The sequence below is a fragment of the Thermodesulfobacteriota bacterium genome, from assembly GCA_035325995.1.
GTDB lineage: Bacteria > Desulfobacterota_D > UBA1144 > Nemesobacterales > UBA2774 > JADLGH01.
The window spans coordinates 158086-183287 of sequence record DAOKYU010000002.1 but is presented as its reverse complement, the minus strand read 5'-3'; the positions used below and the strand labels follow the sequence as shown (position 1 = coordinate 183287).

Here is a 25202-nt window from a genome sequence, read left to right as displayed (position 1 = left end):
TGTCCACTATTCTACAGTGCAGGCACTCGGCCTTCCGTACAATCCCGTACATTCCCGACTGTAAACATGGAAACAAATCGACCGCCCGGGTATTCGGAACGAGGGAAAGCCGGACGTCATTTCGCCGGATTTTTGAATAATCCCGAAAGCCCGTCCCCGACGAGCGAGATGAAAGGCATAGGGTCCCTAAGGGACAGAACCGCGAATGACCTCACGCCGTAAAGCGATTTCAGCCAGCCCCATATCGTGAGCTTTCCGTCCCTGTAATATTTCCACGACGCCTGGAGGTCGCGGTGAAACGAAATCCACTTCGTACCTCTATACTTCTGCTCCCTGTCCCGGGGGAGCGGCAGCCCCGAGGCGTCGCAGTACATCGTATAGAGAACCGGGACGCCCGCGGCTTCGGTCATCCCGATCCTCGTAACGGGACGCCCGACGTTGGCCTCGAGTATATAATACTCGCCGCTCTCGTCGTCGAGCTTGAATTCGATCGAGCCTATACCGCTGAACCCGGTGCCGGAGAGGAGCTCGCGCGCGATGCGGGCGACTTCGTCGTTCCTGCATTCTTCCGCGAGGCAGGCGTCGCCGTTTTCCGTGTACCATTGCCGGAGCTTACGCGAGACGAACGACGCCTGTAGCGCCCCGTTCCTGCCGTAGTAAAAAATGGAAGATACGAGATTCGAGTCACCGCCCTTTATCCACTTCTGGACTATTATTCCTTTCGTAATTTTCGAGGCCCTTTCTATAACGCCCCCGAGCTCGGCGCGTGTATTTACCTTTATCACCTTATCCTTGAAGCATTCGATCCACTCCGGGGATTTGAGCGCGGGTTTTACGATGAGTGGGAATTCCGCTTCGTCCGAAAGGCTTTCGAGCCCCGAACCCGTTTCGAGTAAAAAAGTATCGGGTACGGGGAAACCCTTCTGACAGGCGCGCCTGTAAAAACTCTCCTTATTCATGTACATAAGGAGAACGTCGTCGTCCGGTATCACGAAATTATAGAATTCGCGAAGAGTTTCTCTACGGGCGGAGATCAAGCGGACGCTTTCGTCGCTGCACGGGAAGAGGACAGGCTTCGATTTAAATTTCGCGGCGAGGTCGAGAAGCATGCCGACAAGCCCGTCTCCGGAGGTGTCCGTAAAAAACACCCCGCGGCAGGCGCCGGTCTTCGTGCAGTAATGCCGCCGGTCGTCTGCTATGCCGTAGACGGGTATGCCGTAGCCCGAAAGTATCCTCGCCGTATCGAGCCCGGTTATGGAATCGAGCTTGATGACGATGGCGGGGGTGTTGTCGATGCCGGTGTTTTTAGCCATGCGGATTTTGCAGCATTATATACGGTTCGGAAGGATTGGCGAATCGGAGGCGTCTCGTCCGGGCCGATACGCGGAGCTTTGAGGAACCTGATTTGAAGAAAGAACGAACGCGCTATTTCAGGGATGCTTCCACCCGGGGCGTTACGTTTCGCCCTATGATAGAAGGCCGCGAGGCGCTGCTTAAAGAAGCTTCACCAGGTCTTCTTCGGGGAACTCTATCGGCTCGACGGCTTCGTCGATATTCTTCCTGAAGTTGGACAGGCTCTCGCCTTTGAGGTAGCACGTGAGGAGCGACCTTATATGCTTGTGCGTAACGACGAGGACCTTCTCGCCTGGATACGCGAGCGCGATTTCCTTTATGGTCTTCTTGATGCGCTCCTGGACCTCTTCGAGCGTCTCGGGGGCGTTCGGTATGGGTATGCTGACGTCGCCGTCGATGAACCATTCCTTGAACCTCGACGACGGATCGGCGAGGAGGTCGTCGTACTTCTGCCCGTTCCAGTCGCCGTGGTCAAGCTCGCGGAGGCCTTCGTGCACGTCGAGCGGGATGCCGAGGCTGTCGGCGTAGTACCTGGAGGTCTGGTGCGCGCGCTGGAGCGGGCTCGTCACTATCCTGTCGAAGCCGTATGTCTTAACCAGCGGCAGCGTTTCCTTAGCCTCGTTCCACCCGAATTCGCAAAGCGGAAGGTCGGTCGAGCCGATAAGCTTCCTTTCGAGATTCCATTCCGTCTTGCAGTGACGGCCAAGATATAGTTTCGCTGTGTTCACCGGCTCATTCTTCCTTTTTACGAGGGGTATTACGATTCCCGGACACTAAAAAAACCGGGCGTTCGATCAAGGCTACAATATACCAAAGGCAGGGCGATTGGCAACATCCGCTCAGTTCGCCGAGCCCGCGACCTTTTGGGTCTCGCCGTCGCCCGGCTCGGGCACGAGCCCGTGCCGCCTGAGATCGGGCAGGTATCTTCCGCCCAGCATCACGCGGCCGCTGAGAACGCCCTCGCTCAGCCTCTTTACGAGGTAGTCCTTGTCGAGCCCGAGCACGTTGACGCCGTGGTCGGATTCGACGAGGCAGAGCATGCGGATGTCTTTCCCGTTCTTGTTGGCGACCTCGTATATGGCTGAGTAATTGAGAAGGGCCGCCTCTATCGTACCGCACGGGAGAGACGGATTGCGCGCCCCGGCGAAGTACTCGCTTTCGGTGAACCACGTCGGGTCGGGATAGCCGTGGAAATGGAGTATCGGGAGGCCGTCTTTTATAAGATCCGGCATGTAGAGCGCCGTCGCCAGAGCCTGCGCCAGAATGACGTACGTATCGAACGAAGGGCGTATGTCCTTCCTGTGGAGGTCGACGCCCTTCGGGGTTTCGAGGTAGAGCTTCCCTTTTATGACGCCTATCCTTACTATGTCGGTATTGTAGTCGAGGTTGGTCTTGTCGCTCCCGGAGCGCGAGGTTACGATCCAGATGTCGGGCACCTGCTGATATATCTCCCCGCCCCTTATGGTCGTCTTGACATACCACCTTCCCGAGCCGTTTTCCCTGACGTTGGGGTCGTTAAGGCTCTCGACCACGCCGAACGCTTCCCACTCTTCCTTCGTGACCGTGACCGGCCCCTCGTACCCGGGCGACTCGGCTATCGCTATGAAGCCGTAAGACACGCCCGTCCTGCCTTCGAGGATCGTTTCGACGACGTCCCTGTGGGAGAGCCTGGATATCTTCTCGCTGAACTTCGAGCCCTGGGGGAAAAGGGCGGTCGGCTCGACGCGCTTTCCGAGCTCGGCGAGCTGCTGTGCGAAGACGGAAGACGACGGCACGTATTCGCCCTTTTTGAACCTCATGAGGACGGGGGGCTTTATGGGCGCGTAGATTTTTGGTATGAGCGACGTCACCACGAACCCGTCGAGCTCATCGTTCATGTATATGGAATCCGAAAGGTTCATGTTGACGAGCGAGAACTTGTCCGGCGCTATGCCCATGACGATCTCGGACATCGTGCTTATGAGGTTCTTGAGGCCTATCGCTATCTTGCGGTCATATGTCGTGCCGCTGTCGGCAAACTCGGGCTCGAGCGGCATGAGCGTGATAATCTGGGTGTTGAACGGGTCCTGGACGTATCTCGCCGTGAAATCGTCCGCCCAGCCGCTTATTTTGAGTATCTCCATGACGGAGCGGTTGGGCTTTCTCGTATGTACGTAAATGCTCTCGGCGAGCCTGCTGAAGAGTGTCCGCGTGAGGGAATATTCCCTCTTTACGTCCACGACCGCGTGGATGTTGCTCTTTACCTTCCTCGTGCGGAGGAGCTTCGAGGCGAGCCCGGACGGGACCTCGGCGGCCTCGTCCCACGGGATGACCTGGACGCCGTTTTCGCGGAGCTTCTGCTCGAGCTTGTCCCTGAACCTTATTACTATCTGATTCCCGTAATCCCTCGGAAGAGGCCTGAACGTAACCCTGACCTTCTTGGCCATTTCGAGCGGCATCCTTGGATTTACGAGGTCTTTGTGCACCGGCATCCCGGCAAGGCCGATTATGGTTTTAAGCTCGAGATCGGCAAACGTTTGATTATCCATTTTATCTCCGAATATTCTGCATCCGCCCCCGATAGGTCATGCTCCGAATGGTGTTTTGTTTACGCCCGCAGGGCGGCAGATTAATTAATTAGAATTCTTATTTAGTTTTCCGATGATGATTATCATCATTATAGACTATCGGGAAGAGTTACTCAATAAACGCGGATGTCGTTTTTATGATGGAATATTATAGTCAAGACTTCGAATAAAACAACGTACAGGCTCAATTCGCCGGGGCGTGTCAGAAATCGCCCTCTTTTTCGATGACTTCCTCCATGCTTTGCCTGACGATTCTCATAAGCTCCTCGCGCCCCGCCTTGCCGCGCGGGAGGTCGCCCGGGTATACGGGCGGGAGAATCCTGACCTTCATCGTCCCGGGGTTGACCACCCAGGAGGTCTTGGCGTATATCTTGGCCCCGCCCATCATGACCATCGGCACTATGGGCACGCCGGCCAGCATCGCTATGAAGAACCCGCCCTTCTGGAACGGGAGCAGCTTGCCGTCCTTGCTTCGCGTACCCTCGGGGGCTATGAGCACGGACGGGCCCGAGCGTATGCGCTCCGCAATCTTCTTCACCTCTTTCGTGTCCCTTTCCGAGCCGTCCCTGGCGACGAAATAATGCCCCGCCACTTTCGACACCCAACCGATGAACGGCATGTCGAGGACCTCTTTCTTCATGACTGCCTTCCAGTCTATAGGAAGGATGGCCATGAATGTGAAGATATCGTAAACGCTCTGGTGGTTATACATTATTATTGAGGGCTCCCCGGGGATGTTCTCGAGCCCCTTGACGTCGAGCGTGACGCCGGTCGTCAGTATTATCATCTTCCCCCATGGCCTTACGGCGTATTTAATAGCGGACGACGGCGATATGAGGGCAAGGGTGATGCCGATTATTCCGAAAACCAGCGTATAAGTCAGAAAAGCCAGCCAGTAGAAAACAGTTTTTAATATTTTAATCATTTCGGTCCGTATTCTTTTCAGTGCTATGTGTGAATTCCGTTCGGTTCACGGGACGCGCGCGCCGGGCCGCTAGTCCGAATCCGGCGTTGTCATTACCTTGAGCGCCGCCGGGAGGATGCTGATTTTATGCGTCCCCGGCCGGAGGTAAAACGGCTCGCCGTCCATGTGCGCCGGGAGGGCGCGCTCGACGGTGATCTCCATCTCGGGGCCGCGCCTGAGCTCGACCTCCTCGAGGCCGGCGTGGGTGCCTGAAAGCACCTTCGGTATCTTGACGAGCCTTTGAAGGGACTTCATGTCCTTTATGATGTGAAAATCGAGGAGCCCGTCGCCGACGTCGGCCTCGGGCGCGAGCTTGAACTTCCCGCCCTGGTACATGCCGTTCGACGCCCCGGCGAGAAGGAGCCGGCCGCTGTATTCCCAGTCGCCTATCTTTACGCCCGTCACGAATCCCTCGAAGGTCATAGCCTCCTGCACCGCCCCGAATATGTACCCGAGCTGGCCCCGGAGGAGCCTGAGCTTCTTGAAGCGGTGAGACACCGCCCCGTCGAGCCCTATGCCGAGCCCGTTTATAAAGAACCTGTCACCGAGCTTCCCTACGTCCACGGACTTTACGCCGCCCGAAAAGAGAGTATCGAGGGCTCGCATGGGGTCGAGCGGCACGCCCGCCGCCTTGGGGAAGTCGTTGCCGCTCCCCGAGGGGATCGTCCCGAAAACGGCCGGCGTACCCATAAGGCCCCTTACGACCTCGTGAGACGTCCCGTCGCCGCCGACGGAGATAATGTGTGTAAATCCCCTCTCCGCCCCTTCGCGGGCGAACCCTATCGCGTCCCCCGGAACGCGTGTTATTCTGAAATCGAAGCTGGCGCCCTGTTTTTCCAGCCGTGACTTGAGCGAGGTGAACAGGCCTGCAGTCCTCCCCTGTCCCGCCGCCGGGTTGATAATAAACAGGTATCTGGGCTCTTTTAAATTCCCGTGCATGGAGTAAAATCTAAGCTCCATAAAACATAGCATTTTTCGAGACGGATATCAAAGGCGTTTGAGCCGGAACTTGAAAAAGGTTATATTTTATGTTAACAAACTCTGTTTACCCAATCTAAAATCGGTACAAATTAGGAGGCATTTTAATGGTTGAAGAAACGCAACCGACAGAGAACGTCAATGAAGTTATAAGCATGAAGCAGCTCCTCGAAGCCGGGGTCCATTTCGGCCACCAGATAAGCCACTGGAATCCGAAGATGAAGGAGTTCATCTTCGGCAGCAGGAACGGTATACACATAATTGACCTGCAGCAGACGGTGGGTCTGTTCAAAAAGGCTTACAATTTCGTGAGAGACACCGTTGCGGACGGCGGAGAGATCCTCTTCGTGGGCACCAAAAAGCAGGCCCAGGGCATAATAGCCGAGGAAACGACGAGGGCGGGAATGCCGTACATCAACACCAGGTGGCTCGGCGGAACGCTGACCAATTTCAACACCATAAGGGGCCGTGTGGACTATCTCCTCGAGCTCAAGAAACTCGAAGAGGAAGGCCAGATGGAGATGCTCCCGAAGAAGGAAGCAAAGGGGCTCAAGAGAGAGATACAGAAGCTCGAGCACCTTCTCGGCGGAATAACCGGCATGAAGAGGATCCCGCAGGCCCTTTATATAGTGGACACCCGTAAGGAGCACATAGCGGTGCACGAAGCGAGAAGGCTGGGCATTCCGATCGTTGCCGTTATAGACACCAATTCCGACCCGGCCGACGCGGATTACATAATCCCGAGCAACGACGACGCTATAAGAGCTATAAAGCTTTTCACGTCGAGGATCGCCGACGCCTGCGTCGAGGGAAAGCACATATACGACCAGAAGCTCCAGGCCGGAGAGGTCGAGAAGAAGCCCGATCAGCAGCAGGTGGTCGTCGAAAGGAAGGTCTTCGTATTCAAGGAATTCGGAGGCGAATCCACACAGGAAGATTCGACGTCGGTAGCCGTTTCTGAGAGCCCCACCGGGCAGGAGCCTTCCCAGGCAGGCGCAGCGAAAGAAAAGCAGCAAACGCAGTTCGCCGCCCCCTCGACCGAAGCGGGAAACAGCACCAAGGATTCGCCGGAAACGGAGAATTAAGCCCGTTTCAGTAAGCGTATCTTTTCCCTGATTCGTCCGATTCATACAAGAATTCAAGGAGGGACCATTCTAAAATGGCCGATATTACTGCACAGATGGTAAAGGAAATAAGGGACAGGACCGGGGCGCCGTTCATAGACTGTAAAAAAGCGCTCGAAGAGGTCGGGGGTGATTTCGATAAAGCTATAGAGATACTGAAAATAAAGGGCGTCGCGAAGGCTTCGAAGAAAGTCGGCCGCGAAACGCCGGAAGGCACGATAGTTACCTACGTCCACGCGGGCGGCAAGATCGGCGTCATGGTCGAGGTGAACTGCGAGACGGACTTCGTCGCGAGGAACGAGGATTTCCAGACCTTCGCGAAGGAAGTCGCCATGCAGATAGCCGCAAGCAACCCGAGGTACGTAAGCAGGGAGGACGTTCCCGAGGCCGAGCTCGAAAAGGAAAAGGAGATCATGAAGGCCCAGGTCATCGAGTCCGGGAAGCCTGCAGAAATAGCGGACAAGATCGCAGAGGGCAAGATAGAAAAATTCTTCGAAGAGAACTGCCTTATCGATCAGGTATACATAAGGGACTCCAAGGTCAAGATAAACGACCTCCTTCAGGCCCTCATAGCCAAGGTCGGCGAGAACATAAAGGTCAGAAGATTTACCCGTTACCAGCTCGGCGAATCGCTGGACTAACCCGGGAGGACAATGAGCTCCGAAACAACCAAACCGAATTTAAAATACAGGAAGATACTCCTTAAGCTCAGCGGAGAGGCGCTCCAGGGCGCCGACGGATACGGCATCAGCTCGAAGGCCCTCGAAGCAATATCCGAAGAGCTCGCCGAGGTCTCGGGGCTGGGAGCCGAGATAGCCGTTGTCATCGGCGGAGGCAATATATTCAGGGGCGTAAAGGGAGCGGAGACCGGCATCGACAGGTCGACCGGCGATTACATGGGGATGCTCGCGACCGTGATCAACGCGCTCGCGCTCCAGGACTCGCTCGAAAAGAACGGCATATTGACGAGGGTGCAGACAGCTCTCGAGATAAAACAGGTAGCCGAGCCTTACATCAGGCGGAGGGCGATACGGCATCTCGAAAAAGGAAGGGTCGTCATTTTCGCGGCCGGCACGGGAAACCCGTTCTTCACGACGGACACCGCGGCTACCCTGAGGGCGCTCGAAATCGGGGCCGACCTTATACTAAAGGCGACAAAGGTCGACGGGGTATACAACAAGGACCCGATGAAGCACGAGGACGCCGTCAGGTTCAAGGAGCTCACGTACATGGAAGTCCTTCAAAAAGAGCTCAAGATCATGGATGCGACGGCGATTTCCCTCTGCATGCAGGGGAACATCCCGATAATTGTTTTCAATCTCTTCGAAAGAGGCAACATCAAGAAAGTAATCATGGGCAAAGAGATAGGAACAAAGGTAAGGAGCGATAAAGATGAGTGACGAAAGCGGCTTGAAGCATATACTGGACGAAGCGGAAGAGAAGATGTCGAAGTCGGTTCACGCCTTTGACTCCGAGCTTTCCAAGATGCGGACCGGAAGGGCCTCGACCTCCCTGGTCGAGCATATAACCGTCGATTATTACGGGACCCAGACGCCGGTAAACCAGCTCGCCACCATATCCACACCCGAGGCGAGGACCGTGCTGATCCAGCCCTGGGATACGAGCGCGATATCCGCGATCGAAAAGGCTATCATGAAATCCGACCTGGGCATAAACCCGACAAACGATGGGAAGGTCATAAGGCTCACTCTCCCCGTGCTGACCGAAGAGCGAAGGAAAGACATGGTCAAGCAGGTCGGAAAGCTCGCCGAGGACTACCGTGTGTCCATACGGCAGATAAGAAAGGATACGAACGGCAAGGTAAAGGACGTCGAAAAGGACCAGCACGTCCCCGAAGACGAAGCCAAGAAATTCCTCCATAGAATACAGGAGCTTACGGACAAGTACATACTCCGTATAAACGAAAGGTTCGAGAGGAAGGAAAAGGAAATTCTCGAAATCTGACGTTGCCCGCCCGGGCCGGGTTAATCCTCCACCGCACCCGCCCCCTACTTCCGCCCCGCAGCGGAATCCGTTGTGAGCCGGCACGAATAGCCATATAATTAGGCCTGAATGCAACGGAGGGTCAGGGGAATGAGAGACTCATTATCGAACTTTTTTTCTTACCTGTTCATGGTAACGGTCTCGATTGCGGCGGTTACGATATTTGCGGCTCTGGTGATACTTTTCAGGTCGCTCGTCATGGAGACGGGCGCGGTCGAAGAGGAGGCCGGTTTTATGTTCCTTTACGTATTCATAGGCTGCTGCATACTCTCACCGATATTCCTCTATCTGTCGAACAGGCTCGAAAAGTACAAGCGCCCGATGGACGGATTGTAACCCCTGGAAAACAGGACCGGCGCCCGTCATTCGAAGTATAAAAAAGCCGCTATATGTACCGAGCAGGCGACGAGACCGAAATCTCATAAAAGTGATAAAATTCCCTCCGGAAGCGTGTAAAATATCAGGACGTAAGGGTTGGAAGCATCCGGCAAATAAGAGAAGCAAAGGCCTTCTATAGATGAACCGCAGGAAAGCGCCGTCCGTGCTCATTTATTCGGACGACACCACACGGAGAGAGGTTGAAGAAGCCCTGGAGAGGCTTAAAATGGAAACGGCCCCCGTCTCCACATTCGCCGCTGTAGGCGAGCGTTTGAAGAAGGGGTTCGTGAACGTAGCCATAATCGACGCATGTAACGGCCCGTCGAAGCTCCCGGAAGCGCTTGCCGGCATAAAATCCATATCCCCCGAGACCGAGATAATACTCCTCGTCCCGGGCGGGAAAGCCGCCGTGCCACAGGCAGCCGAGAGCCTGGCCTACGCGTCCATCGAAAAGCCGCTCAACAAGAAATTCTTATATACACTTACGTCCAAAGCCCTCGAAAAACAGGGTCTTTCAAGAACGGGAACCGCCCCTAAAGACGCACAGGACACGGCGAAGATAACGGGCGACAGCCCCCTCCTTTCCGCTTCCGTAAACAGCCTTAACTCGGCAGTCACGATTACGGATATGAACCTGAATATCACGTACGTGAACCCGGCCCACGTAAGGACGTTCGGCTACGCGCCCGAGGAGCTGATGGGGAAGAAGAATTCCATACTCTACCCCATCGACGACCCGTCCGGAGTCAGCGGGAAGATATACGAGGCGCTCCTTATGGTCGGCTGGGAAGGCGAAAGGCTCGCGCTCAGGAAGGACGGGAGCGCGTTTCAGGCGTACGAGAAGACGTCTGTCATAAAAGACGCCTCGGGGAAGCAGATCGGCATCGTAAGCATCATCGACGACATCACCTCCAGAAAGAGGCTCCAGCAAGCGCTAAAGGAATCCGAGGAACGTTACAGGTCGTTCGTCGAGACGGCCAGGAGCGCTATAATAGCCGTTGACGGCGACGGAAAGATAATTCTGTTCAACCCGGCTGCGGAGAAGATATTCGGTTACTCGGCCGACGAGATGATAAATTCCGAGTTCGGCTCCCTCTTCCCGCCGGAGCAGAAGGACGCGCTCAGGCTCGAGCTCGGAAAGGGGAGCGGCGTCTCCACCCTCAGGGGCACGACGGCGGAGCTCACCGCCCTTAATAAGCAGAGGGAGGAATTCCCCGTGGACGTTTCCTTTTCCACGTGCCGCGTGGACGGGCGCCCGATTACGACCGCCATCATATTCGACATAACGGAGAGGAAGAGCCTCCAGGAGCAGCTCCTCCAGTCGGCAAAGCTCGCCGCCATAGGAGAGCTCATATCGGGCGTCACGCACGAGGTCAATAACCCCCTCGCCGTCGTGATCGGCTACTCGGAGATGCTCCTCTCCGAGTCCGGAATGAGCCAGGAGGCCACGGACGCGGTAAAGTCCATTCACGGCGAGGCCGAGAGGGCGAAGAAGGTCATTCAGAACCTCCTTTCCTTCGCGCGGAAGCACAGCCCTCAGAAAGAGGTCATACAGGTAAACGACATACTCGAAAAGACGCTCGGGCTCACCGATTACGAAATGAGGAAGAACGGCGTCAAGATAATACGCGACCTCGATCCCGACCTGCCCGAAACGGTCGGCGACCCCAACCAGCTCCAGCAGGTGTTCTTAAATATCATCATCAACGCCCAGCACGCGATGATGGAGATGCCGGACGAGCGGCGCATAACCGTGAGGACGAGGGTGAAGGACAAGCCCGGAGTGAGCAGCGCAGGCACTCCGTCCGTCATAGAAATCGCGTTCGAGGACAACGGGCCCGGCATCCCCGACAAGGTACTGAAGAAGATATTCGACCCCTTCTATACCACGAAGCCAAAGGGAAAGGGGACGGGGCTCGGGCTTTCCGTATCGTTCGGAATAATAAGGGATCACGGCGGCACGATACAGGTGAAGCCGAACGAGGAAAGGGGCGTCACGTTTTTCATAGAGATCCCGGCCTGAGGCCCGAACGCGCCTCGGAGTCCTTCGCGCCTTAAGGGCATTCCCCTTTAAAAGAAAGACCGAAACCGGCTTACGCGGTAATTTTTTCCTGCCCGCCCATGTAGGGCCTCAGCTTTTCGGGAATGACGACGGAGCCGTCCTCTTCCTGGAAGTTTTCGAGTATTGCGAGGAGCGTCCTCCCGACCGCGAGCCCCGAGCCGTTAAGCGTATGGACGAGGCGCGGCTTGCCCCCGCCGGAGGGCCTGTACCTTATAGAAGCCCTCCTCGCCTGAAAATCCGCGAAGTTGCTGCAGGACGAGATTTCCCTGTACGTATTTTCGCTCGGCACCCAGACCTCTATGTCGTAGGTCTTCGTCGAGGAGAATCCCATGTCCCCGGTGCAGAGAAGCATTATCCTGAACGGGAGGCCCAGGAGCTCGAGCACGCGGGCGGCGTCGGCGGTGAGGGATTCGAGCTCGCCAAAAGAGCTCTCGGGCTCGGCGAATTTAACCAGCTCGACCTTGTTGAACTGGTGCTGCCTTATGATTCCGCGGACGTCCTTGCCGTAGGAGCCCGCCTCGCTCCTGAAGCAGGGTGTGTAGGCGGCGTATTTTACCGGGAGGTCGCCGCCGTCCAGTATCTCGTCACGGTGTATGTTCGTCACGGGCACCTCGGCCGTCGGGACGAGGTAGTAGTCCGTGTTGTTTATCTTGAAGAGGTCCTCTTCGAACTTGGGCAGGTTGCCGGTGCCGATAAAGCTCGCGCTGTTGGCCATGAACGGCGGGAGCACTTCCCTGTAGCCGTGCTCGCCCGTGTGGAGGTCGAGCATGAAGTTTATGAGCGCCCTTTCGAGCCTCGCGCCCGCACCCTTGTAGAGAGCGAACCTCGCACCGGTGATCTTGGCGGCCCTGTCGAGGTCTATTATGTCGAGCGTCTTCCCTATCTCGACGTGGTCCTTGGGCAAAAAGCCGAACGCGCGCGGCTCGCCCCACTTCCGCACCTCGACGTTACCGGAGGCGTCTTTACCTACGGGCACGCTGTCGTGCGGAATATTGGGCACCCCGAGGAGAAAATCCCTGAATTCCCCCTCGACGCGGGTCCTCTCCACGTCGAGCGACTTTATATTGTCCGAAAGGGCCTTGAGCTCCGCCTGGAGCTTTTCGGCTGCTTCGTGCTCACCTTTCCGCTTGAGCTCGCCGAACTGCTTCGAGCCCGTATTCCTTTTGAATTCGAGGCCTTCGACTTCCCTGATGATGCGCCGCCTCTCGGCGGCGAGCTCCGAGAACCTGCCGGCGTCGAAAGCCGCGCCCCTGTTCTTCATCCCTGAAATTACCTGTTCCAGATTATCCTCGACGTATTTTGAATCCAGCATGCGCGTTTATCCTTTTATCACTCCAATCGGCCGGAGCCGTGCGACCATCCCGGCTATGCCCGCGTCGTGCACCACGCGGCAGACCTCGCCCGCGTCCTTGTACGCGTCGGGCATCTCCTCGGCGACTGTTTTCTTGCCGCAGGCCATCACTATTATTCCTTTATTTTCGAGCTCGGAAAAGAGGTCCCTCCCTTTCCCTTCCCGAAGCGCCTTCGTCCGGGAGAGCGTCCTGCCCGCGCCGTGGCAGCACGTGCCGAACGTCTCGTCCAGCGCGCCCTGGAGCCCGACGAGAACGTACGAGCCCCTTCCCATGTCGCCGGGGATGAAAACCGGCTGTCCGACGCCCCTGTACGCCTCGGGTATGAGCCTGTGCCCCTTGGGGAAGGCCCTCGTCGCGCCCTTCCTGTGAACGCAGACCCTCGCGGTTTCGCCGTTTACGCGGTGCTCCTCGAATTTCGCGATGTTGTGACTGACGTCGTAGACGAGCCTCCCCCTGAGCTCGCGGTGGGTTATTCCCAGGGCCTCGCAGAAGGATTCCCTGGCGAGATGCATCAGCACCTGCCTGTTCACCCAGGCGTAATTGACGGCGGCGGCGAAGGCGGCGAGATAGCCCCTGCCCTCGGGCGAGTCTATGCGGGCGCACGCGAGCTGCCTGTCGGGGAGATGGAGACCCTCCCGCCTCATGTAGCCGAGCATCGTGTCTATATAGTCCGTGCAAATCTGGTGCCCGAACCCCCTCGATCCGGAATGAATAAGAACGCATACCTGCCCCGGCCGGAGCCCGAAAGCCTCGGCCACGACGGGATCGTATATTTCGTCCACGACGTTCACTTCGAGGAAATGGTTTCCGGAGCCCAGGGTCCCCGCCTGGTCCTTCCCCCTCTCGAACGCCCTTTTGCTCACGGCCCCGGGATCCGCACCGGGGAAATGGCCCTTGTCTTCGGTGGTTTCGAGGTCCCTCTCCTCGCCCCACCCGTTCTCGACAGCCCACGCCGCACCCTTCCTGAAAATGCCCCTGTAATCTTTTTCGGAGAGCTTTATCCTGCCGCCCTCGCCGGGGCCGGACGGTATATTCCTGAAAAGCGTGGTTACGAGTTTCTTCAATGAAGGTCTTACCTCGTGCTCGGAAAGCCCGGTAGACATCAACCTGACGCCGCAGTTTATGTCGTACCCGACGCCGCCCGGGGATATGACGCCTTCCCCGGCGTCCATAGCCGCGACGCCCCCTATCGGAAAGCCGTAGCCCCAGTGTATGTCCGGCATCGCGACGGCGTATTTTTTTATCCCGGGAAGATGCGCCACGTTTACGAGCTGGTCGAGGGCCTTGTCTTCCTTGATCCTTTCGAGCAGGCTTTCGCTCGCATACACCCTGCCCGGAACGAGCATGCCGCCCGTCATGGGAATCTCCCAAAGGTTGTCGTGTATCTTTTCGATCCTCATATGATTTTCCGCGGGCGTAGCCGGAAATGGCCGTTTTTCAAACGTCTAAAACGATTTCGGCCGTTAATCTATCACCCGCGCTTTCTATTTTCAAACCGTGATACGTCACGGCCTTTATGTCGTATCCGAGCTCGTGCCTAACCGGATCGTAAACCTCGCCCGTGAGCGTGCATATCGCCCTGAGAGTCCCTTCGTCCGGGACCTCGACCTCAGCGTCGCGGAAGACCAGCTTCCGCGTGTAATGGATGTAGAGGACCTCGCCGAGCAGGTGGACGAGGAGCTCCTCGGGCGTCTCTCCCGAGGCCTCGACCGCCGCGGACTCCCCGGCCTCCACGTTATCCGTGTCCGTTATGAGGCCGGCCATGCCGAGGACAGCGCCCCTTAAAAGCCCGGCCAGGCCGTTCCCGGAAGCCCTTATCCTGACGTCGGCCGTGTGCTCCAGAATCTCGTAGCTCACCACCAGACAGTCTAACATACGGGCAGGCCGCCGCCCGGTTGCATTGACGGAGGCCGAGCGGTTATATTAGAAACAATAAACAGTCGTCCGGTAACGGAGGGGAAAATGACGAATCTCAATAAAGATACGGAATTCACATATCTCGGCCATTCGACGTTCAGGATAAAGAGCCCGGGGGGCAAGACGATAATCATCGACCCCTGGGTGCATAACAACCCGGCATGCCCGGAGAGCCTGAAGAACGTCGACGAGCTCGACATAATGGTCTTGACTCACGCGCATTTCGATCATATAGGCGACGCCGTCCCGCTCGGTCAAAAGCACAACCCCAGGGTGGTCGGCATCTTCGAGACGTGCGTCTGGCTCGAGAACAGGGGCCTTACGAACACGTTCGCAATGAACAAGGGCGGCACCCAGGACATGGACGGGATAAAGTTCACGATGGTGCACGCCGACCATAGCTGCGGCATTCTCGAAGAGGACGGCACTATATCGTACGGCGGCGAGCCGGTGGGTTATATAATCGAGTTCGAGAACGGGTTCAGGGTTTACCACGCGGGCGATACGGCTGTATTCAGCGACATGAAGCTCATATCCGAGATATACAAGCCGGAGGTTGCATTCCTCCCGATTGGAGACCTGTACACGATGTCGCCGCTCGAAGCGTCGTATGCTTGCAGGTTCCTCAACGTCAAAAAGGTCGTTCCGATGCATTACGGGACGTTCCCGTCTCTCACGGGCACGCCGGATAAATTAAGGGAGCTCACGAAGGACATCTCCGGCCTCGAGATAATAGACATCAAGCCGGGCGAGACGCTGAGCTAGGATTATACGCAGAGAGGGGTAACGGGGGCGGATTATGGAAACGCGGAAAGGTTTATTCCTGTTATTCGCGATGCTTCTTTTCATCGCCGCCTCCTGCGGAGAGAGCGGCGGTGACGGCGATGACAACGATGGCGGCGGGGGTGGGGACGGAAACGCGGAGATAAGCCTCGTAAGGGTGTTCGAGGACGTCCCGCTCGACTTGCCCGTCGATTTCGAGAACGCGGGCGACGGCACGGGGCGGATTTTCGTCGTCGAGCAGAGGGGAACGGTCCGCGTCATCCGGCCCGGCGGCGGAAGCGGGACATTCCTTGACTTACGGGACAAGGTCTTTCATTCGGGCGAAAGCGGCCTTCTTGGGATAGCGTTTCATCCCGGCTACGGGAACAACGGACACTTCTACGTATATTATGTCGCCGACGGGCCGCGAAGGAGCGTAGTTTCACGCTTCAGCGTAAGCGGCGACCCCGACGACGCCGACCCGGGGAGCGAGGTCGTCATCCTGGAGATACCCCAGCCGCAGGCGACCAACCACAAGGCCGGCCAGCTTGCGTTCGGCCCGGACGGATACCTTTACATCGCAACAGGCGACGGCGGCGGGGCCGGCTCGACGAGCCGCGACCGCACGAACTTACTCGGCTCCATACTGAGAATCGACGTCGATAACCCCGACGAAGGCCTCGATTACGGCATACCGGACGATAACCCCTTTGCCGGCAACACGCAGGGCTGGAGAGAAGAGATCTACGCCTATGGCTTCCGGAACCCGTGGAGATTCGCGTTCGACCCACTTACGGAGGCGCTTTTCGCGGGCGACGTCGGCGATTCGTCGAGGGAGGAAATCGACCTCGTCGAGCCCGGCGGGGATTACGGATGGGACGTCATGGAGGGCTCTCTCTGCCACAACCCTCCCACTGGATGCGATACCGGGGGCAAAGAGCTACCGATATTCGAATACGGGCCCGAAACCGGGCGCGCGATCATCGCGGGGCTTTTCTACAGGGGCGGAGACTTGCCCGGGCTCTTCGGGAAGTTCGTCTACGGCGATTATGTCTCGGGCAGGGTATGGGCGCTCGAATGGAACGGGGCCGCTGTGACGGATAACGAAGAGGTAACCCGTTTCGGCCCCTCCTCCGTGACAACTTTCGGGACGGACGAGGATGGAGAGGCCTACGTCTGCCTCATCGACGGGAGCGTGTACAGGTTCGCGCCCGGAGAAGATTGACACCGAGCTTGCGGCGAGATTTACAAATTTCCTGCAATTGGTGTCGATTCTAAACGATCCGCCCCGGACGGACCGGTGGACACTAAATAATTAACTTCCCGAAACGGCCTCCGGACGCCCGTTTCGTAACGATTGTATCTGCGTTTAAAATTGACAACATACCCCCTCTATGCTAATAATTATCCTTCCATAAATAAGGGGAGAGCTTTGTCTTCCGGAAGCCATGTTCGAAGGAATATCGGAAAAACTTAACAATACTTTAAAGCGCGTAAGGGGCTACGGCAAGCTCAGTGAGAGCAACATACAGGACGCTCTCCGCGAGGTGCGCCTGAGCCTTCTCGAAGCCGACGTCAACTTCAAGGTGGTAAGGGAGTTCGTCGATTCCGTAAAGACCCGTGCGCTCGGGCAGGAAGTCATGTCGAGCCTGTCCCCGGGGCAGCAGTTCGTCAAGATCGTTCACGAAGAGCTTAAGGAAGTGCTCGGCAAGGAGAGCGAGGGGCTCGACCTCAAGGCGGCCCCGCCCGTCGCCATCATGCTCGTCGGGCTCCAGGGCTCGGGTAAGACGACGACCTCCTCCAAGCTGGCGAGGTATCTGAAGGATACGCTGAAAAGAAACCCCTACCTCGTCCCGGCCGACGTTTACAGGCCGGCGGCTATCGACCAGCTTAAAGTGCTGGCGAAGCAGGTCGGGGTCGGGATTTACGACACGCAGCCCGGCGAAGACCCGGTCGATATAAGCGTGAAGGCAATGAACGAGGCCCGTCTCGGCGGGTACGATACCGTAATCATCGACACCGCCGGCCGGCTCCACATCGACGAAGAGCTGATGGAGGAGCTTAAGAACATAAAAGCCGAGGTCAACCCCCAGGAGGTCCTGCTCGTCGCGGACGCGATGACCGGCCAGGACGCCGTCAACGTTTCGACGAGCTTCAACGAGGCGCTCGACATCGATGGCATCGTCCTCACGAAGATGGACGGCGACGCCAGGGGCGGCGCGGCGTTATCGATAAAAGCCGTTACCGGAAAGCCGATAAAGTTCTTCGGAACGGGCGAAAAGCTCGAAGCCCTCGAAGTATTTCATCCCGACAGGATAGCGTCGCGCATACTCGGGATGGGCGACGTGCTTACGTTCATCGAAAAGGCGCAGGCTGCGTTCGAGGACAAGCAGGCCGAGGAAATGGCGAAAAAGCTCCTCAAGAAGGAGTTTTCGCTCGCCGATTTCAGAGAGGCGATGCTCGCAATGCGTAAGCTCGGCTCGCTCGACAGCATGACCCAGATGATCCCCGGTATGAAGCAGATAGCCAAGGACCCGAAGGCCATAGAGACGGCCGAAAAGGAAATTAAGAAGACGATCGCGATAATCGATTCGATGACCCCGGGCGAAAGGCTCAATCATACGATAATCAACGGCGGCCGCCGGAAAAGGATAGCCCGCGGCAGCGGCACGAGGGTCGAAGACATAAACAGGATGATCAAGAATTACATGCAGATGAAGAACATGATGAAGAACATGGGGAAGATGGGAAAGGTTGCAAAAAGAATGATGAAGTATATGTAATCTATGCTAATTTTATAATATTGAATATCCCAAGGAGGTATAAGCATTTTGGTTAAAATAAGACTCGTTAGAATCGGCTCGAAAAAGAAGCCTTTTTACAGGATTGTCGCTGCGGATTCCCGCTCCCCGCGTAACGGCAAATTTCTTGAAATACTCGGGACTTACGATCCCAGGAAGAAGCCGCACGTTCTCGACGTGAAAACCGACAGGGTGCAGGACTGGGTCAGCAAGGGCGCACAGACTTCCGAGAGGGTCGGCAAGCTGATATCTACGCTTAACGCTTAATGATAAAACGAAGCCAGGCTAAAGGTAATCCACATTTGAGAGTACGAGTGGGCAGCGGTGATATAATACAGGGGAGGTATCAGTCATGGAAAAGCTCAACGAGCTCGTTTCGTATATAGCTAAGTCTCTTGTTGACAACCCGGATAAAGTCGAGGTAAGAGAGGTTGCAGGTGAGCAGACGGCCGTACTCGAATTGAAAGTAGCGCCTGAGGACTTGGGGAAGATAATTGGCAAACAGGGGAAAACAGCCAAGGCCATTAGGACGATTCTCGGAGCCGCCGCCGCGAAGATGAAGCGCCGCGCGGTCCTGGAAATACTGGAATAAGCATAAACCCTTCAGTCGATATGGGGCTAATCAATTACGGGAGAATAACCAGGCCGCACGGGTTAAAGGGAGAGGTGGTGCTGATACCTTTCAGCCGGCGGCCGGACAACCTTCCCGGAATCAATTATATTTACATAGACAGGGAAGATTCGGGGGAGCCGGACAGGCTTACGGTAAGCGGCTGCAGGCTCCATAAGGGCGCCGCGATAGTAAAGCTCGAGGGCGTGGATTCGATAGACGACGCCGAGGGGCTCAGGGGCTCAGAAGTCCTCGTCGATACGGACGAGCTCGAAGGGCTCGAAGAGGACGAGTATTACTGGTTCGAGCTCATCGGACTCGACGTTTACACCGAGGACGGAGGCTTTATCGGCAAGGTAGAGGACCTCATCGACAGGGCGCATCAGAGCGTCCTCGTCGTAAGGGACGGAGAGGCCGAGGCACTGATACCCCTTGCGGAGCCCATAATAAAGGAAATCGATCTCGAAAACTCCAAAATCGTGATAACGCCTGTGGAAGGCCTCCTCGGACAAACATAATCGGCATCTTTAGATAAAATCCCCGAAAATGAAATTCGACATCCTGACAATATTCCCGGAGTATTTCGATTCTCCCTTTTCCATCGGGCTCTTTAAGAGGGCGCGGGAGAGGAGCATTCTGGAAATCACTGCCCGCGACATAAGGGACTATACCGAGGACAGGCACAGGACTGTGGACGATTCCCCCTACGGCGGCGGGGGCGGGATGCTGATGAAGCCCGGGCCCATAGGCGCCGCCGTCGAGGACGCGAAGAAGGGGGGCGGGAGGTCCGTCGTCATACTCACCACCCCGGCCGGAAAGCCCTTCACGGACAGGGACGCCCGGGAGCTCGCCTCGGGATACGACCGGCTGATTATAATCTGCGGCAGGTACGAGGGCATAGACGACCGGGTGAGGGAGATTTACGTAGACAGGGAGATATCCGTGGGCGATTACGTCCTTTCGGGCGGCGAGCCGGCGGCGGCGGTTATCATAGACAGCGTTTCCAGGTTCCTCCCCGGGTTCCACGGGAACGAGCAGTCGGCTGAGGCGGATTCCTTCAACGGCGGCCTCCTCGAATATCCGCAGTACACGAGGCCCGAGAGCTTCCGGGATAGAGACATCCCCGAGGTTCTTATGTCCGGCAACCACGGGGAGATAGACGAGTGGAGGCGGAAGGAGAGCCTGAGAAGGACCTATATCTCGCGGCCCGACCTCTTAGACAGGGCGAAGCTCTCCCGGGGGGACGTAGACTACATAAACACGCTCAAGGAAGAGAATCCCCCTTTTTTCAGGGCGTATATTGCATTAATTCACTATCCCGTATACAATAATCGGTTCACGATAATAAACACCGCGTTCACCAACCTGGACGTGCACGATATCGCGAGGGCCGCCACGACGTACGGCATCAGGAAGTATTACCTGGTTCAGCCGAATGCGGAGCAGAAGCAGCTCATCGGCCGTGTGCTCAGGCACTGGAACGGGGGAGACGGCGAGTCTTCCAACAGGTCGAGGTCGGAGGCTCTGGAGATTGTCGAAGTCAGGGACACGCTCTCCGAGGCCGTGGAGGACATCGAAAGGATAGAGGGACGGAAGCCGGCCGTGGTCGTCACGGACGCCCGCCCGAGGGATGACATGATAGGGTACGGGGAGCTCAGGGAAAAGATGTTCCAGAGGGACGGCGGGCCTTATCTGATACTTTTCGGGACAGGCTGGGGGCTGGCGGAAGAGATACTCGCCGGCGCCGATTACACGCTGAAGCCGGTAAGCGGCTTTACGGCGTATAACCACCTGTCGGTCAGAAGCGCGGCCGCCGTGATTCTCGACAGGTTGTTTTCGTGTACAATATGACGAGGGAGAAGTAATATGAACGTAATACTGGAAATAGAAAAATCGATGATGCGGTCGGATCTTCCGGAGTTTCGCCCCGGTGATACCGTAGCCGTACATTATAAAATCAAGGAAGGGGACAGGGAGAGGATCCAGGTCTTCGAAGGCGTCGTCATAGCCAAGAAGGGCGGCGGCGTTCGCGAGACATTCATCGTCAGGAAGGTATCCTACGGCGTAGGTGTGGAAAGGATTTTCCCGCTCCACTCCCCGCTCATAGCCAAGATCGAAGTCAAGAGAATGGGCAAGGTAAGAAGGGCCAAGCTCTACTACCTGAGGGGCCGCTCGAAGAAGGCGAGCAGGATCAAGGAGCGTTCGAGGTACGACATTCCGGGCGGGAAGTCAGGGAACAACAACGCTCCCACGCCCGAGCAGACGGCCGCCGAAGAGCCCGCACAGTAAGCGGAAACCGTTTACCGGCTGTTTGCAACCAAACAGAAAAACACGCCTGAGCCCCGGACCGTACGCTTCGGAGCTCAGGCTTTCTATTTTTATTTTACTGCAGGTCCCTGAATCTGACGACGATGTCGTCCCTGAAGTCGAGCACGAAGCAGTCGTGCGTATAGCCGTCCGAATCCGTGCATTCGAACGTCCATCTTTCGCCGCCGGTGATGTTTGCGATCTTGTCGGGCTCCTTTCGCATGGCTTCGACGGCTTCGTCCCTGGTCATCCCGACCGCCGGATAGATGTTCTTGATGCCCCACCTTATCCTCTTGAGAGCCTTCTCGTCCCGGACCACGGTCTCCGATTTCTCTTCAGTCGCGGTGGCCTCTTCCTCTTCGGCCATGAGGCCGCCCTTCCCCGCATCCACGGCCAGGGTTTCGCTCTCCTCCACACCCTCGCACTTCCAGACGATAATGCCGTCGGCCGCGAGCGACGTGTCTACCTGTCCTTCCTCGTCCGACGCGGACAGCGTTTCCTTCAGGTAATCCCCTGCCCTGGCATCGGATACGGTGATGTACTCGGACGTCCTGTCCGCACACTGCCCGGGGCCCCAGTACTGAAGCGTGGAAGCGACGGTTACGGACGAGTCGGACAGGCGCTCGGCCAGGAGCGCGCCCTCGCCGGAGTGTCCGGATTCTTTTACGGCCATCACGTTGCCGACGAGAAGGACGACAGGCGTGTCGCCGGCCATTTCGGTCGCCATCTTCTCCATCCATCCGTCGCGCGAGACCGGCACCGACGGCGGAACGTCTATGGCCTTCACCGAGAGGCACCTGCCCGCCTTCACGTGTCCGCTGAAGCCCGCGAGCATTTCCCTGTACGCGGGGCTGTCTATTATGCTGTTTATTTTTATATCTGAAACGGGGACTTCGCCCTTCATGGCGCTGTCGAGAACGTCCTGCTGGTCGGAGGGGATTTCGAGGCCGACCTTGAGGCACCCCCCTCCCTGTAAATAAGCCGAGACGGAGGACGACACGAAGCGGGCCGACTCGGGCCGCCCATAGGACTCGCCCACGACGAGCACCTGTTTGCTCCCTATGAGCGCAGGTATGGAAGGCGTTTCCGCAGCCGCGGCGCCTGACAGGGCCACCAGGAATGTTAACGCAGCGAACGATGAAAAGAGCATCTGACGCATATACGATTCACCACCCTTTTATATTTCCCTCCCTCTCCGCTCTATTTACAGCGGCTTCGCACAGCGCACCCCCCGGCCTTGCCGGCAAGTTATACCAGAGCCTTCGAGAAAGGCCTATAATGATAACCCTCAATTGTTAAGAAACGGTGAAGCCCCGCTATTCCCCGCACCAGCGCGGCTCGCGTTTTTCGATAAAGGCGTCTATGCCCTCTTCGGCGTCGCGGGCCATCATGTTCTTCACCATGACGCGGCTAGCGTACTCGTAAGCGCCCCGGAGGTCCCTGTCTATCTGCTCGTAAAACGCCTTCTTGCCGGTCTTGAGGGTAAGAGGCGACTTGGACGCTATCCGGGAAGCGAGCTCCATTGCCGCGGCGTCGAGCTCTCCCGAGGGGGCGACCCTGTTTATGAGCCCCATCTCGTACGCACGCTGCGCCGTAACGAAATCCCCGGTGAGGAGCATCTCCATCGCGTGCTTACGCGAGACGTTGCGAGAGAGAGCGACCATGGGCGTCGAGCAGAAGAGACCGATATTCACACCGGGCGTCGAGAACCTCGCGCCTTCGTCGGCGACGGCGAGGTCGCACGTAGCCACGAGCTGGCACCCGGCCGCGCTCGCGACGCCGTGCACCCTGGCGATCACAGGCTTCGGGCAATCGACGATGGAGAGCATCATTCTCGTGCACGTGTCGAACGTCTTCTCGTAGAATTCCTTTTCGGGATTCCCGCGCATCTCCTTTAAATCATGCCCGGCGCAAAAGCCCTTCCCGGCCCCCGAGAGTATGACGACGCTTACGGACCTGTCATCCGGGAGCGCTTCGAACTCCGCTATAACCGCCTCCATGCACGCTATGGATAGGGCGTTATAGGACGAAGGCCTGTTGATCACGAGATTCCGGACCGCGCCGTCGTCCTTACGGACCACGAGGGCTTCCGGATTTTTTTCAGCCAATGCCATGAAAGGATCTCCAGATGAAATATTTTCTTTAAATTATATATGGAATGGCGAGGTAGGTTCAAATACCCGCCCGGAAACGGACGGCATTACAAGGGTGGAGGTGGATGAAACCGCGGGCGGTGTGGCCGCGGCGGCGGGCCGGACGCGTCAGCCGACCCCGTCCGTGAGAATAGTGACCTTGTCGTCCCTTACTTCGGCAAGTCCGCCTTCGACGGAGAGCTTCTGCTCGGAAGAACCCCTCTTGTACTTTATCTCGCCCTCGGCGAGAAGGGTGATGAACGGGACGTGCCCGGGGAGGATTCCGAATTCTCCCAGAACCCCCGGCGCGACGACTTCGTCTACTATTTCGTCCACTATGACCCTCGATGGGGTTATAACCTGAAGCTGTAAATCCGGCAATTTATTCTCCTTTGAATCTATATGCCCGGGCGATGCGACGCCGCGTTAAATCCGGGGACGCGGACCGGCCGCGCCCCCTGCCGAACATTCGTTTTCAATTTATCAGGCGACGAGCTGCTTTGCCTTCTCGTGCACTTCGTCGAGGTTGCCCACCATGTAGAAGGCCTGCTCGGGCACGTCGTCGAGGTTGCCGTCGATGACTTCCTTGAACGCGGCGATCGTCTCCTTGATCGGAACGTACTTTCCGGGCGTGCCGGTGAACTGCTCCGCGACGTGGAACGGCTGCGAGAGGAACCTCTGCACCTTCCTCGCCCTCGCGACGACGAGCTTGTCCTCCTCGGAAAGCTCGTCCATGCCGAGGATCGCGATGATTTCCTGGAGCTGCTTGTAGCGCTGGAGGACCTCCTGCACGCGGCGTGCGATTTCGTAGTGCTCCTGCCCGACGATCAGCGGATCCAGGATTCGCGACGTGGAGTCGAGCGGGTCGACCGCGGGATAGATGCCGAGCTCGGTCAGCTGCCTCGAAAGAACGATGGTACCGTCCAGGTGGGCGAACGTCGTCGCCGGGGCCGGGTCGGTAAGGTCGTCAGCGGGAACGTAAATAGCCTGGACGGAGGTAATAGAGCCGTTGACCGTCGAGGTGATTCGTTCCTGGAGCTCTCCAAGGTCGGTAGCCAGCGTCGGCTGGTAACCAACGGCGGAAGGGATACGCCCGAGGAGCGCCGACACCTCGGAGCCCGCCTGGGTGAACCTGAATATGTTGTCGATAAAGAGTAGAACGTCCTGACCCTGCTCGTCCCTGAAATACTCGGCGAGCGTAAGAGCCGTAAGAGCGACCCTCGCCCTCGCGCCCGGGGGCTCGTTCATCTGTCCGAATATGAGGCCCGTGTTCGCGAGAACCCCGGACTCTTTCATCTCGATCCAGAAGTCGTTTCCTTCACGGGTTCTCTCACCGACGCCGCCGAACACCGACACGCCGCCGTATTCCTTGGCGACGTTGTGAATGAGCTCCATGAGAAGAACCGTCTTGCCCACACCGGCGCCGCCGAAGAGACCGATCTTACCTCCGCGGAGGAACGGTGCGATGAGGTCGATAACCTTGATGCCCGTTTCAAACAGCTCGAGCTTCGTGCTCTGCTCGACGAACTCGGGGGCTTCCCTGTGAATCGGCCAGCGGGCCGCGGTGTTGACGGGCCCCATCTCGTCTATGGGCTCGCCCACGACGTTAAGGATTCTTCCGAGGGACTCCTTGCCGACGGGCACCGTGATGCCCTCGCCGGTGTTGAGAGCGTCCTCGCCCCTTCTTATGCCCTCGGTCGAGTCCATCGCTATGCAGCGCACGCGGTTTCCACCGAGCTGCTGGGCGACCTCGACGATGAGGTTCCATTGTTCGTCGTTCAAAAGCGGGTTCGTCAGCTTGAGTGCGGTGTAAATGGGAGGCAGCCCGCCTTCCTTGAATTCGACGTCGATGACAGGCCCCATGACCTGAACGACTTTCCCCATTTTGTTT

At 57.3% G+C, this 25202-nt stretch carries 25 protein-coding genes and 1 pseudogene; 14 read left to right on the top strand and 12 right to left on the bottom strand.

Features of this window, described 5'->3' with window-relative positions:
- Window positions 1-116: 116 nt before the first annotated feature.
- The 5 genes from PKC29_03745 to PKC29_03725 all read right to left on the bottom strand — a co-directional run bounded on the left by PKC29_03745 (window position 117) and on the right by PKC29_03725 (window position 5844).
- Window positions 117-1313 (bottom strand): carboxylate--amine ligase, encoded by a 1197-nt coding sequence (locus PKC29_03745; GenBank protein ID HML94526.1) that lies wholly within the window; start codon window positions 1311-1313, stop codon window positions 117-119.
- 180 nt (window positions 1314-1493) lie between these two features.
- Complete coding sequence (locus PKC29_03740; GenBank protein ID HML94525.1) at window positions 1494-2081, bottom strand: histidine phosphatase family protein; 588 nt, start codon at window positions 2079-2081, stop codon at window positions 1494-1496.
- Between the two features lie 111 nt (window positions 2082-2192).
- Window positions 2193-3881, bottom strand: a complete 1689-nt coding sequence (locus PKC29_03735) for a non-ribosomal peptide synthase (protein HML94524.1) — start codon at window positions 3879-3881, stop codon at window positions 2193-2195.
- Window positions 3882-4122: 241 nt separating this feature from the next.
- Window positions 4123-4845, bottom strand: coding sequence for a lysophospholipid acyltransferase family protein (locus tag PKC29_03730; GenBank protein HML94523.1), 723 nt, complete (start codon window positions 4843-4845; stop codon window positions 4123-4125).
- Between the two features lie 69 nt (window positions 4846-4914).
- Window positions 4915-5844: a diacylglycerol kinase family lipid kinase gene (locus tag PKC29_03725; protein ID HML94522.1), complete on the bottom strand. Its 930-nt coding sequence runs from the start codon at window positions 5842-5844 to the stop codon at window positions 4915-4917.
- Between the two features lie 125 nt (window positions 5845-5969).
- Here PKC29_03725 and rpsB point away from each other — a divergent pair, with 125 nt between their 5' ends.
- The 6 genes from rpsB (at window position 5970) to PKC29_03695 (ending at window position 11391) form a co-directional block, all read left to right on the top strand.
- Window positions 5970-6947 carry a 30S ribosomal protein S2 gene (rpsB, locus tag PKC29_03720; protein ID HML94521.1) on the top strand — a complete coding sequence of 326 codons (978 nt, stop codon included), beginning with the start codon at window positions 5970-5972 and terminating at the stop codon, window positions 6945-6947.
- A 74-nt stretch (window positions 6948-7021) separates the two neighbouring features.
- On the top strand, window positions 7022-7627 hold the full coding sequence (gene tsf / locus PKC29_03715) for a translation elongation factor Ts (protein ID HML94520.1): 606 nt from the start codon (window positions 7022-7024) through the stop codon (window positions 7625-7627).
- Between the two features lie 12 nt (window positions 7628-7639).
- Window positions 7640-8386: a UMP kinase gene (pyrH, locus tag PKC29_03710; protein HML94519.1), complete on the top strand. Its 747-nt coding sequence runs from the start codon at window positions 7640-7642 to the stop codon at window positions 8384-8386.
- Window positions 8387-8396: 10 nt separating this feature from the next.
- Window positions 8397-8951: a ribosome recycling factor gene (gene frr / locus PKC29_03705; GenBank protein ID HML94518.1), complete on the top strand. Its 555-nt coding sequence runs from the start codon at window positions 8397-8399 to the stop codon at window positions 8949-8951.
- A gap of 129 nt (window positions 8952-9080) precedes the next feature.
- The gene (locus tag PKC29_03700; GenBank protein ID HML94517.1) at window positions 9081-9326 is read left to right on the top strand and encodes a hypothetical protein; all 246 of its coding nucleotides are present in this window, start codon (window positions 9081-9083) and stop codon (window positions 9324-9326) included.
- A 181-nt stretch (window positions 9327-9507) separates the two neighbouring features.
- Window positions 9508-11391, top strand: coding sequence for a PAS domain S-box protein (locus tag PKC29_03695; protein HML94516.1), 1884 nt, complete (start codon window positions 9508-9510; stop codon window positions 11389-11391).
- 70 nt (window positions 11392-11461) lie between these two features.
- Here PKC29_03695 and serS read toward each other — a convergent pair whose 3' ends face one another.
- Genes serS through PKC29_03680 form a run of 3 tightly spaced genes read right to left on the bottom strand, consistent with a single transcriptional unit; the run spans window position 11462 to window position 14657 of the window.
- Window positions 11462-12742, bottom strand: a complete 1281-nt coding sequence (gene serS / locus PKC29_03690; protein HML94515.1) for a serine--tRNA ligase — start codon at window positions 12740-12742, stop codon at window positions 11462-11464.
- A gap of 6 nt (window positions 12743-12748) precedes the next feature.
- Window positions 12749-14182, bottom strand: coding sequence for an RtcB family protein (locus PKC29_03685; GenBank protein HML94514.1), 1434 nt, complete (start codon window positions 14180-14182; stop codon window positions 12749-12751).
- A 37-nt stretch (window positions 14183-14219) separates the two neighbouring features.
- Window positions 14220-14657, bottom strand: coding sequence for an archease (locus PKC29_03680; GenBank protein HML94513.1), 438 nt, complete (start codon window positions 14655-14657; stop codon window positions 14220-14222).
- Between the two features lie 87 nt (window positions 14658-14744).
- On the opposite strand from PKC29_03680, the gene PKC29_03675 reads away from it, so the two are divergent.
- The 8 genes and pseudogenes from PKC29_03675 (at window position 14745) to rplS (ending at window position 21071) form a co-directional block, all read left to right on the top strand.
- Window positions 14745-15464 (top strand): metal-dependent hydrolase, encoded by a 720-nt coding sequence (locus PKC29_03675; GenBank protein ID HML94512.1) that lies wholly within the window; start codon window positions 14745-14747, stop codon window positions 15462-15464.
- Between the two features lie 34 nt (window positions 15465-15498).
- Window positions 15499-16686, top strand: coding sequence for a PQQ-dependent sugar dehydrogenase (locus PKC29_03670; protein HML94511.1), 1188 nt, complete (start codon window positions 15499-15501; stop codon window positions 16684-16686).
- Between the two features lie 223 nt (window positions 16687-16909).
- Complete coding sequence (ffh, locus tag PKC29_03665) at window positions 16910-18244, top strand: signal recognition particle protein (protein HML94510.1); 1335 nt, start codon at window positions 16910-16912, stop codon at window positions 18242-18244.
- Between the two features lie 45 nt (window positions 18245-18289).
- Complete coding sequence (gene rpsP, locus PKC29_03660; GenBank protein ID HML94509.1) at window positions 18290-18529, top strand: 30S ribosomal protein S16; 240 nt, start codon at window positions 18290-18292, stop codon at window positions 18527-18529.
- A gap of 85 nt (window positions 18530-18614) precedes the next feature.
- Complete coding sequence (locus tag PKC29_03655; GenBank protein HML94508.1) at window positions 18615-18854, top strand: KH domain-containing protein; 240 nt, start codon at window positions 18615-18617, stop codon at window positions 18852-18854.
- A 20-nt stretch (window positions 18855-18874) separates the two neighbouring features.
- Window positions 18875-19390, top strand: coding sequence for a ribosome maturation factor RimM (gene rimM / locus PKC29_03650; protein HML94507.1), 516 nt, complete (start codon window positions 18875-18877; stop codon window positions 19388-19390).
- A gap of 28 nt (window positions 19391-19418) precedes the next feature.
- Complete coding sequence (trmD, locus tag PKC29_03645) at window positions 19419-20723, top strand: tRNA (guanosine(37)-N1)-methyltransferase TrmD (GenBank protein HML94506.1); 1305 nt, start codon at window positions 19419-19421, stop codon at window positions 20721-20723.
- Window positions 20724-20738: 15 nt separating this feature from the next.
- Window positions 20739-21071, top strand: a pseudogene (gene rplS, locus PKC29_03640) (50S ribosomal protein L19).
- A 184-nt stretch (window positions 21072-21255) separates the two neighbouring features.
- Here rplS and PKC29_03635 read toward each other — a convergent pair.
- The 4 genes from PKC29_03635 to atpD form a co-directional block, all read right to left on the bottom strand.
- Entirely contained in the window at window positions 21256-22338 is a 1083-nt protein-coding gene (locus tag PKC29_03635; protein HML94505.1) for a hypothetical protein, read from the bottom strand.
- A gap of 157 nt (window positions 22339-22495) precedes the next feature.
- Window positions 22496-23293, bottom strand: coding sequence for an enoyl-CoA hydratase (locus PKC29_03630; protein ID HML94504.1), 798 nt, complete (start codon window positions 23291-23293; stop codon window positions 22496-22498).
- Between the two features lie 147 nt (window positions 23294-23440).
- Complete coding sequence (gene atpC / locus PKC29_03625; protein ID HML94503.1) at window positions 23441-23692, bottom strand: ATP synthase F1 subunit epsilon; 252 nt, start codon at window positions 23690-23692, stop codon at window positions 23441-23443.
- Between the two features lie 102 nt (window positions 23693-23794).
- Window positions 23795-25195 (bottom strand): F0F1 ATP synthase subunit beta, encoded by a 1401-nt coding sequence (atpD, locus tag PKC29_03620; GenBank protein HML94502.1) that lies wholly within the window; start codon window positions 25193-25195, stop codon window positions 23795-23797.
- Window positions 25196-25202: the final 7 nt, after the last annotated feature.

Coding starts and splice junctions, on each gene's coding strand:
- serS (HML94515.1), bottom strand. CDS start 12,742: ATGCTGGATTCAAAATACGTCGAGGATAATCTGGAACAGGTAATTTCA.
- pyrH (HML94519.1), top strand. CDS start 7,640: ATGAGCTCCGAAACAACCAAACCGAATTTAAAATACAGGAAGATACTC.
- PKC29_03635 (HML94505.1), bottom strand. CDS start 22,338: ATGCGTCAGATGCTCTTTTCATCGTTCGCTGCGTTAACATTCCTGGTG.
- PKC29_03630 (HML94504.1), bottom strand. CDS start 23,293: ATGGCATTGGCTGAAAAAAATCCGGAAGCCCTCGTGGTCCGTAAGGAC.
- PKC29_03670 (HML94511.1), top strand. CDS start 15,499: ATGGAAACGCGGAAAGGTTTATTCCTGTTATTCGCGATGCTTCTTTTC.
- atpD (HML94502.1), bottom strand. CDS start 25,195: ATGGGGAAAGTCGTTCAGGTCATGGGGCCTGTCATCGACGTCGAATTC.
- PKC29_03735 (HML94524.1), bottom strand. CDS start 3,881: ATGGATAATCAAACGTTTGCCGATCTCGAGCTTAAAACCATAATCGGC.
- ffh (HML94510.1), top strand. CDS start 16,910: ATGTTCGAAGGAATATCGGAAAAACTTAACAATACTTTAAAGCGCGTA.
- PKC29_03745 (HML94526.1), bottom strand. CDS start 1,313: ATGGCTAAAAACACCGGCATCGACAACACCCCCGCCATCGTCATCAAG.
- rimM (HML94507.1), top strand. CDS start 18,875: ATGGGGCTAATCAATTACGGGAGAATAACCAGGCCGCACGGGTTAAAG.
- PKC29_03685 (HML94514.1), bottom strand. CDS start 14,182: ATGAGGATCGAAAAGATACACGACAACCTTTGGGAGATTCCCATGACG.
- rpsB (HML94521.1), top strand. CDS start 5,970: ATGGTTGAAGAAACGCAACCGACAGAGAACGTCAATGAAGTTATAAGC.
- PKC29_03655 (HML94508.1), top strand. CDS start 18,615: ATGGAAAAGCTCAACGAGCTCGTTTCGTATATAGCTAAGTCTCTTGTT.
- PKC29_03700 (HML94517.1), top strand. CDS start 9,081: ATGAGAGACTCATTATCGAACTTTTTTTCTTACCTGTTCATGGTAACG.
- PKC29_03725 (HML94522.1), bottom strand. CDS start 5,844: ATGGAGCTTAGATTTTACTCCATGCACGGGAATTTAAAAGAGCCCAGA.
- PKC29_03675 (HML94512.1), top strand. CDS start 14,745: ATGACGAATCTCAATAAAGATACGGAATTCACATATCTCGGCCATTCG.
- PKC29_03695 (HML94516.1), top strand. CDS start 9,508: ATGAACCGCAGGAAAGCGCCGTCCGTGCTCATTTATTCGGACGACACC.
- PKC29_03730 (HML94523.1), bottom strand. CDS start 4,845: ATGATTAAAATATTAAAAACTGTTTTCTACTGGCTGGCTTTTCTGACT.
- trmD (HML94506.1), top strand. CDS start 19,419: ATGAAATTCGACATCCTGACAATATTCCCGGAGTATTTCGATTCTCCC.
- PKC29_03680 (HML94513.1), bottom strand. CDS start 14,657: ATGTTAGACTGTCTGGTGGTGAGCTACGAGATTCTGGAGCACACGGCC.
- tsf (HML94520.1), top strand. CDS start 7,022: ATGGCCGATATTACTGCACAGATGGTAAAGGAAATAAGGGACAGGACC.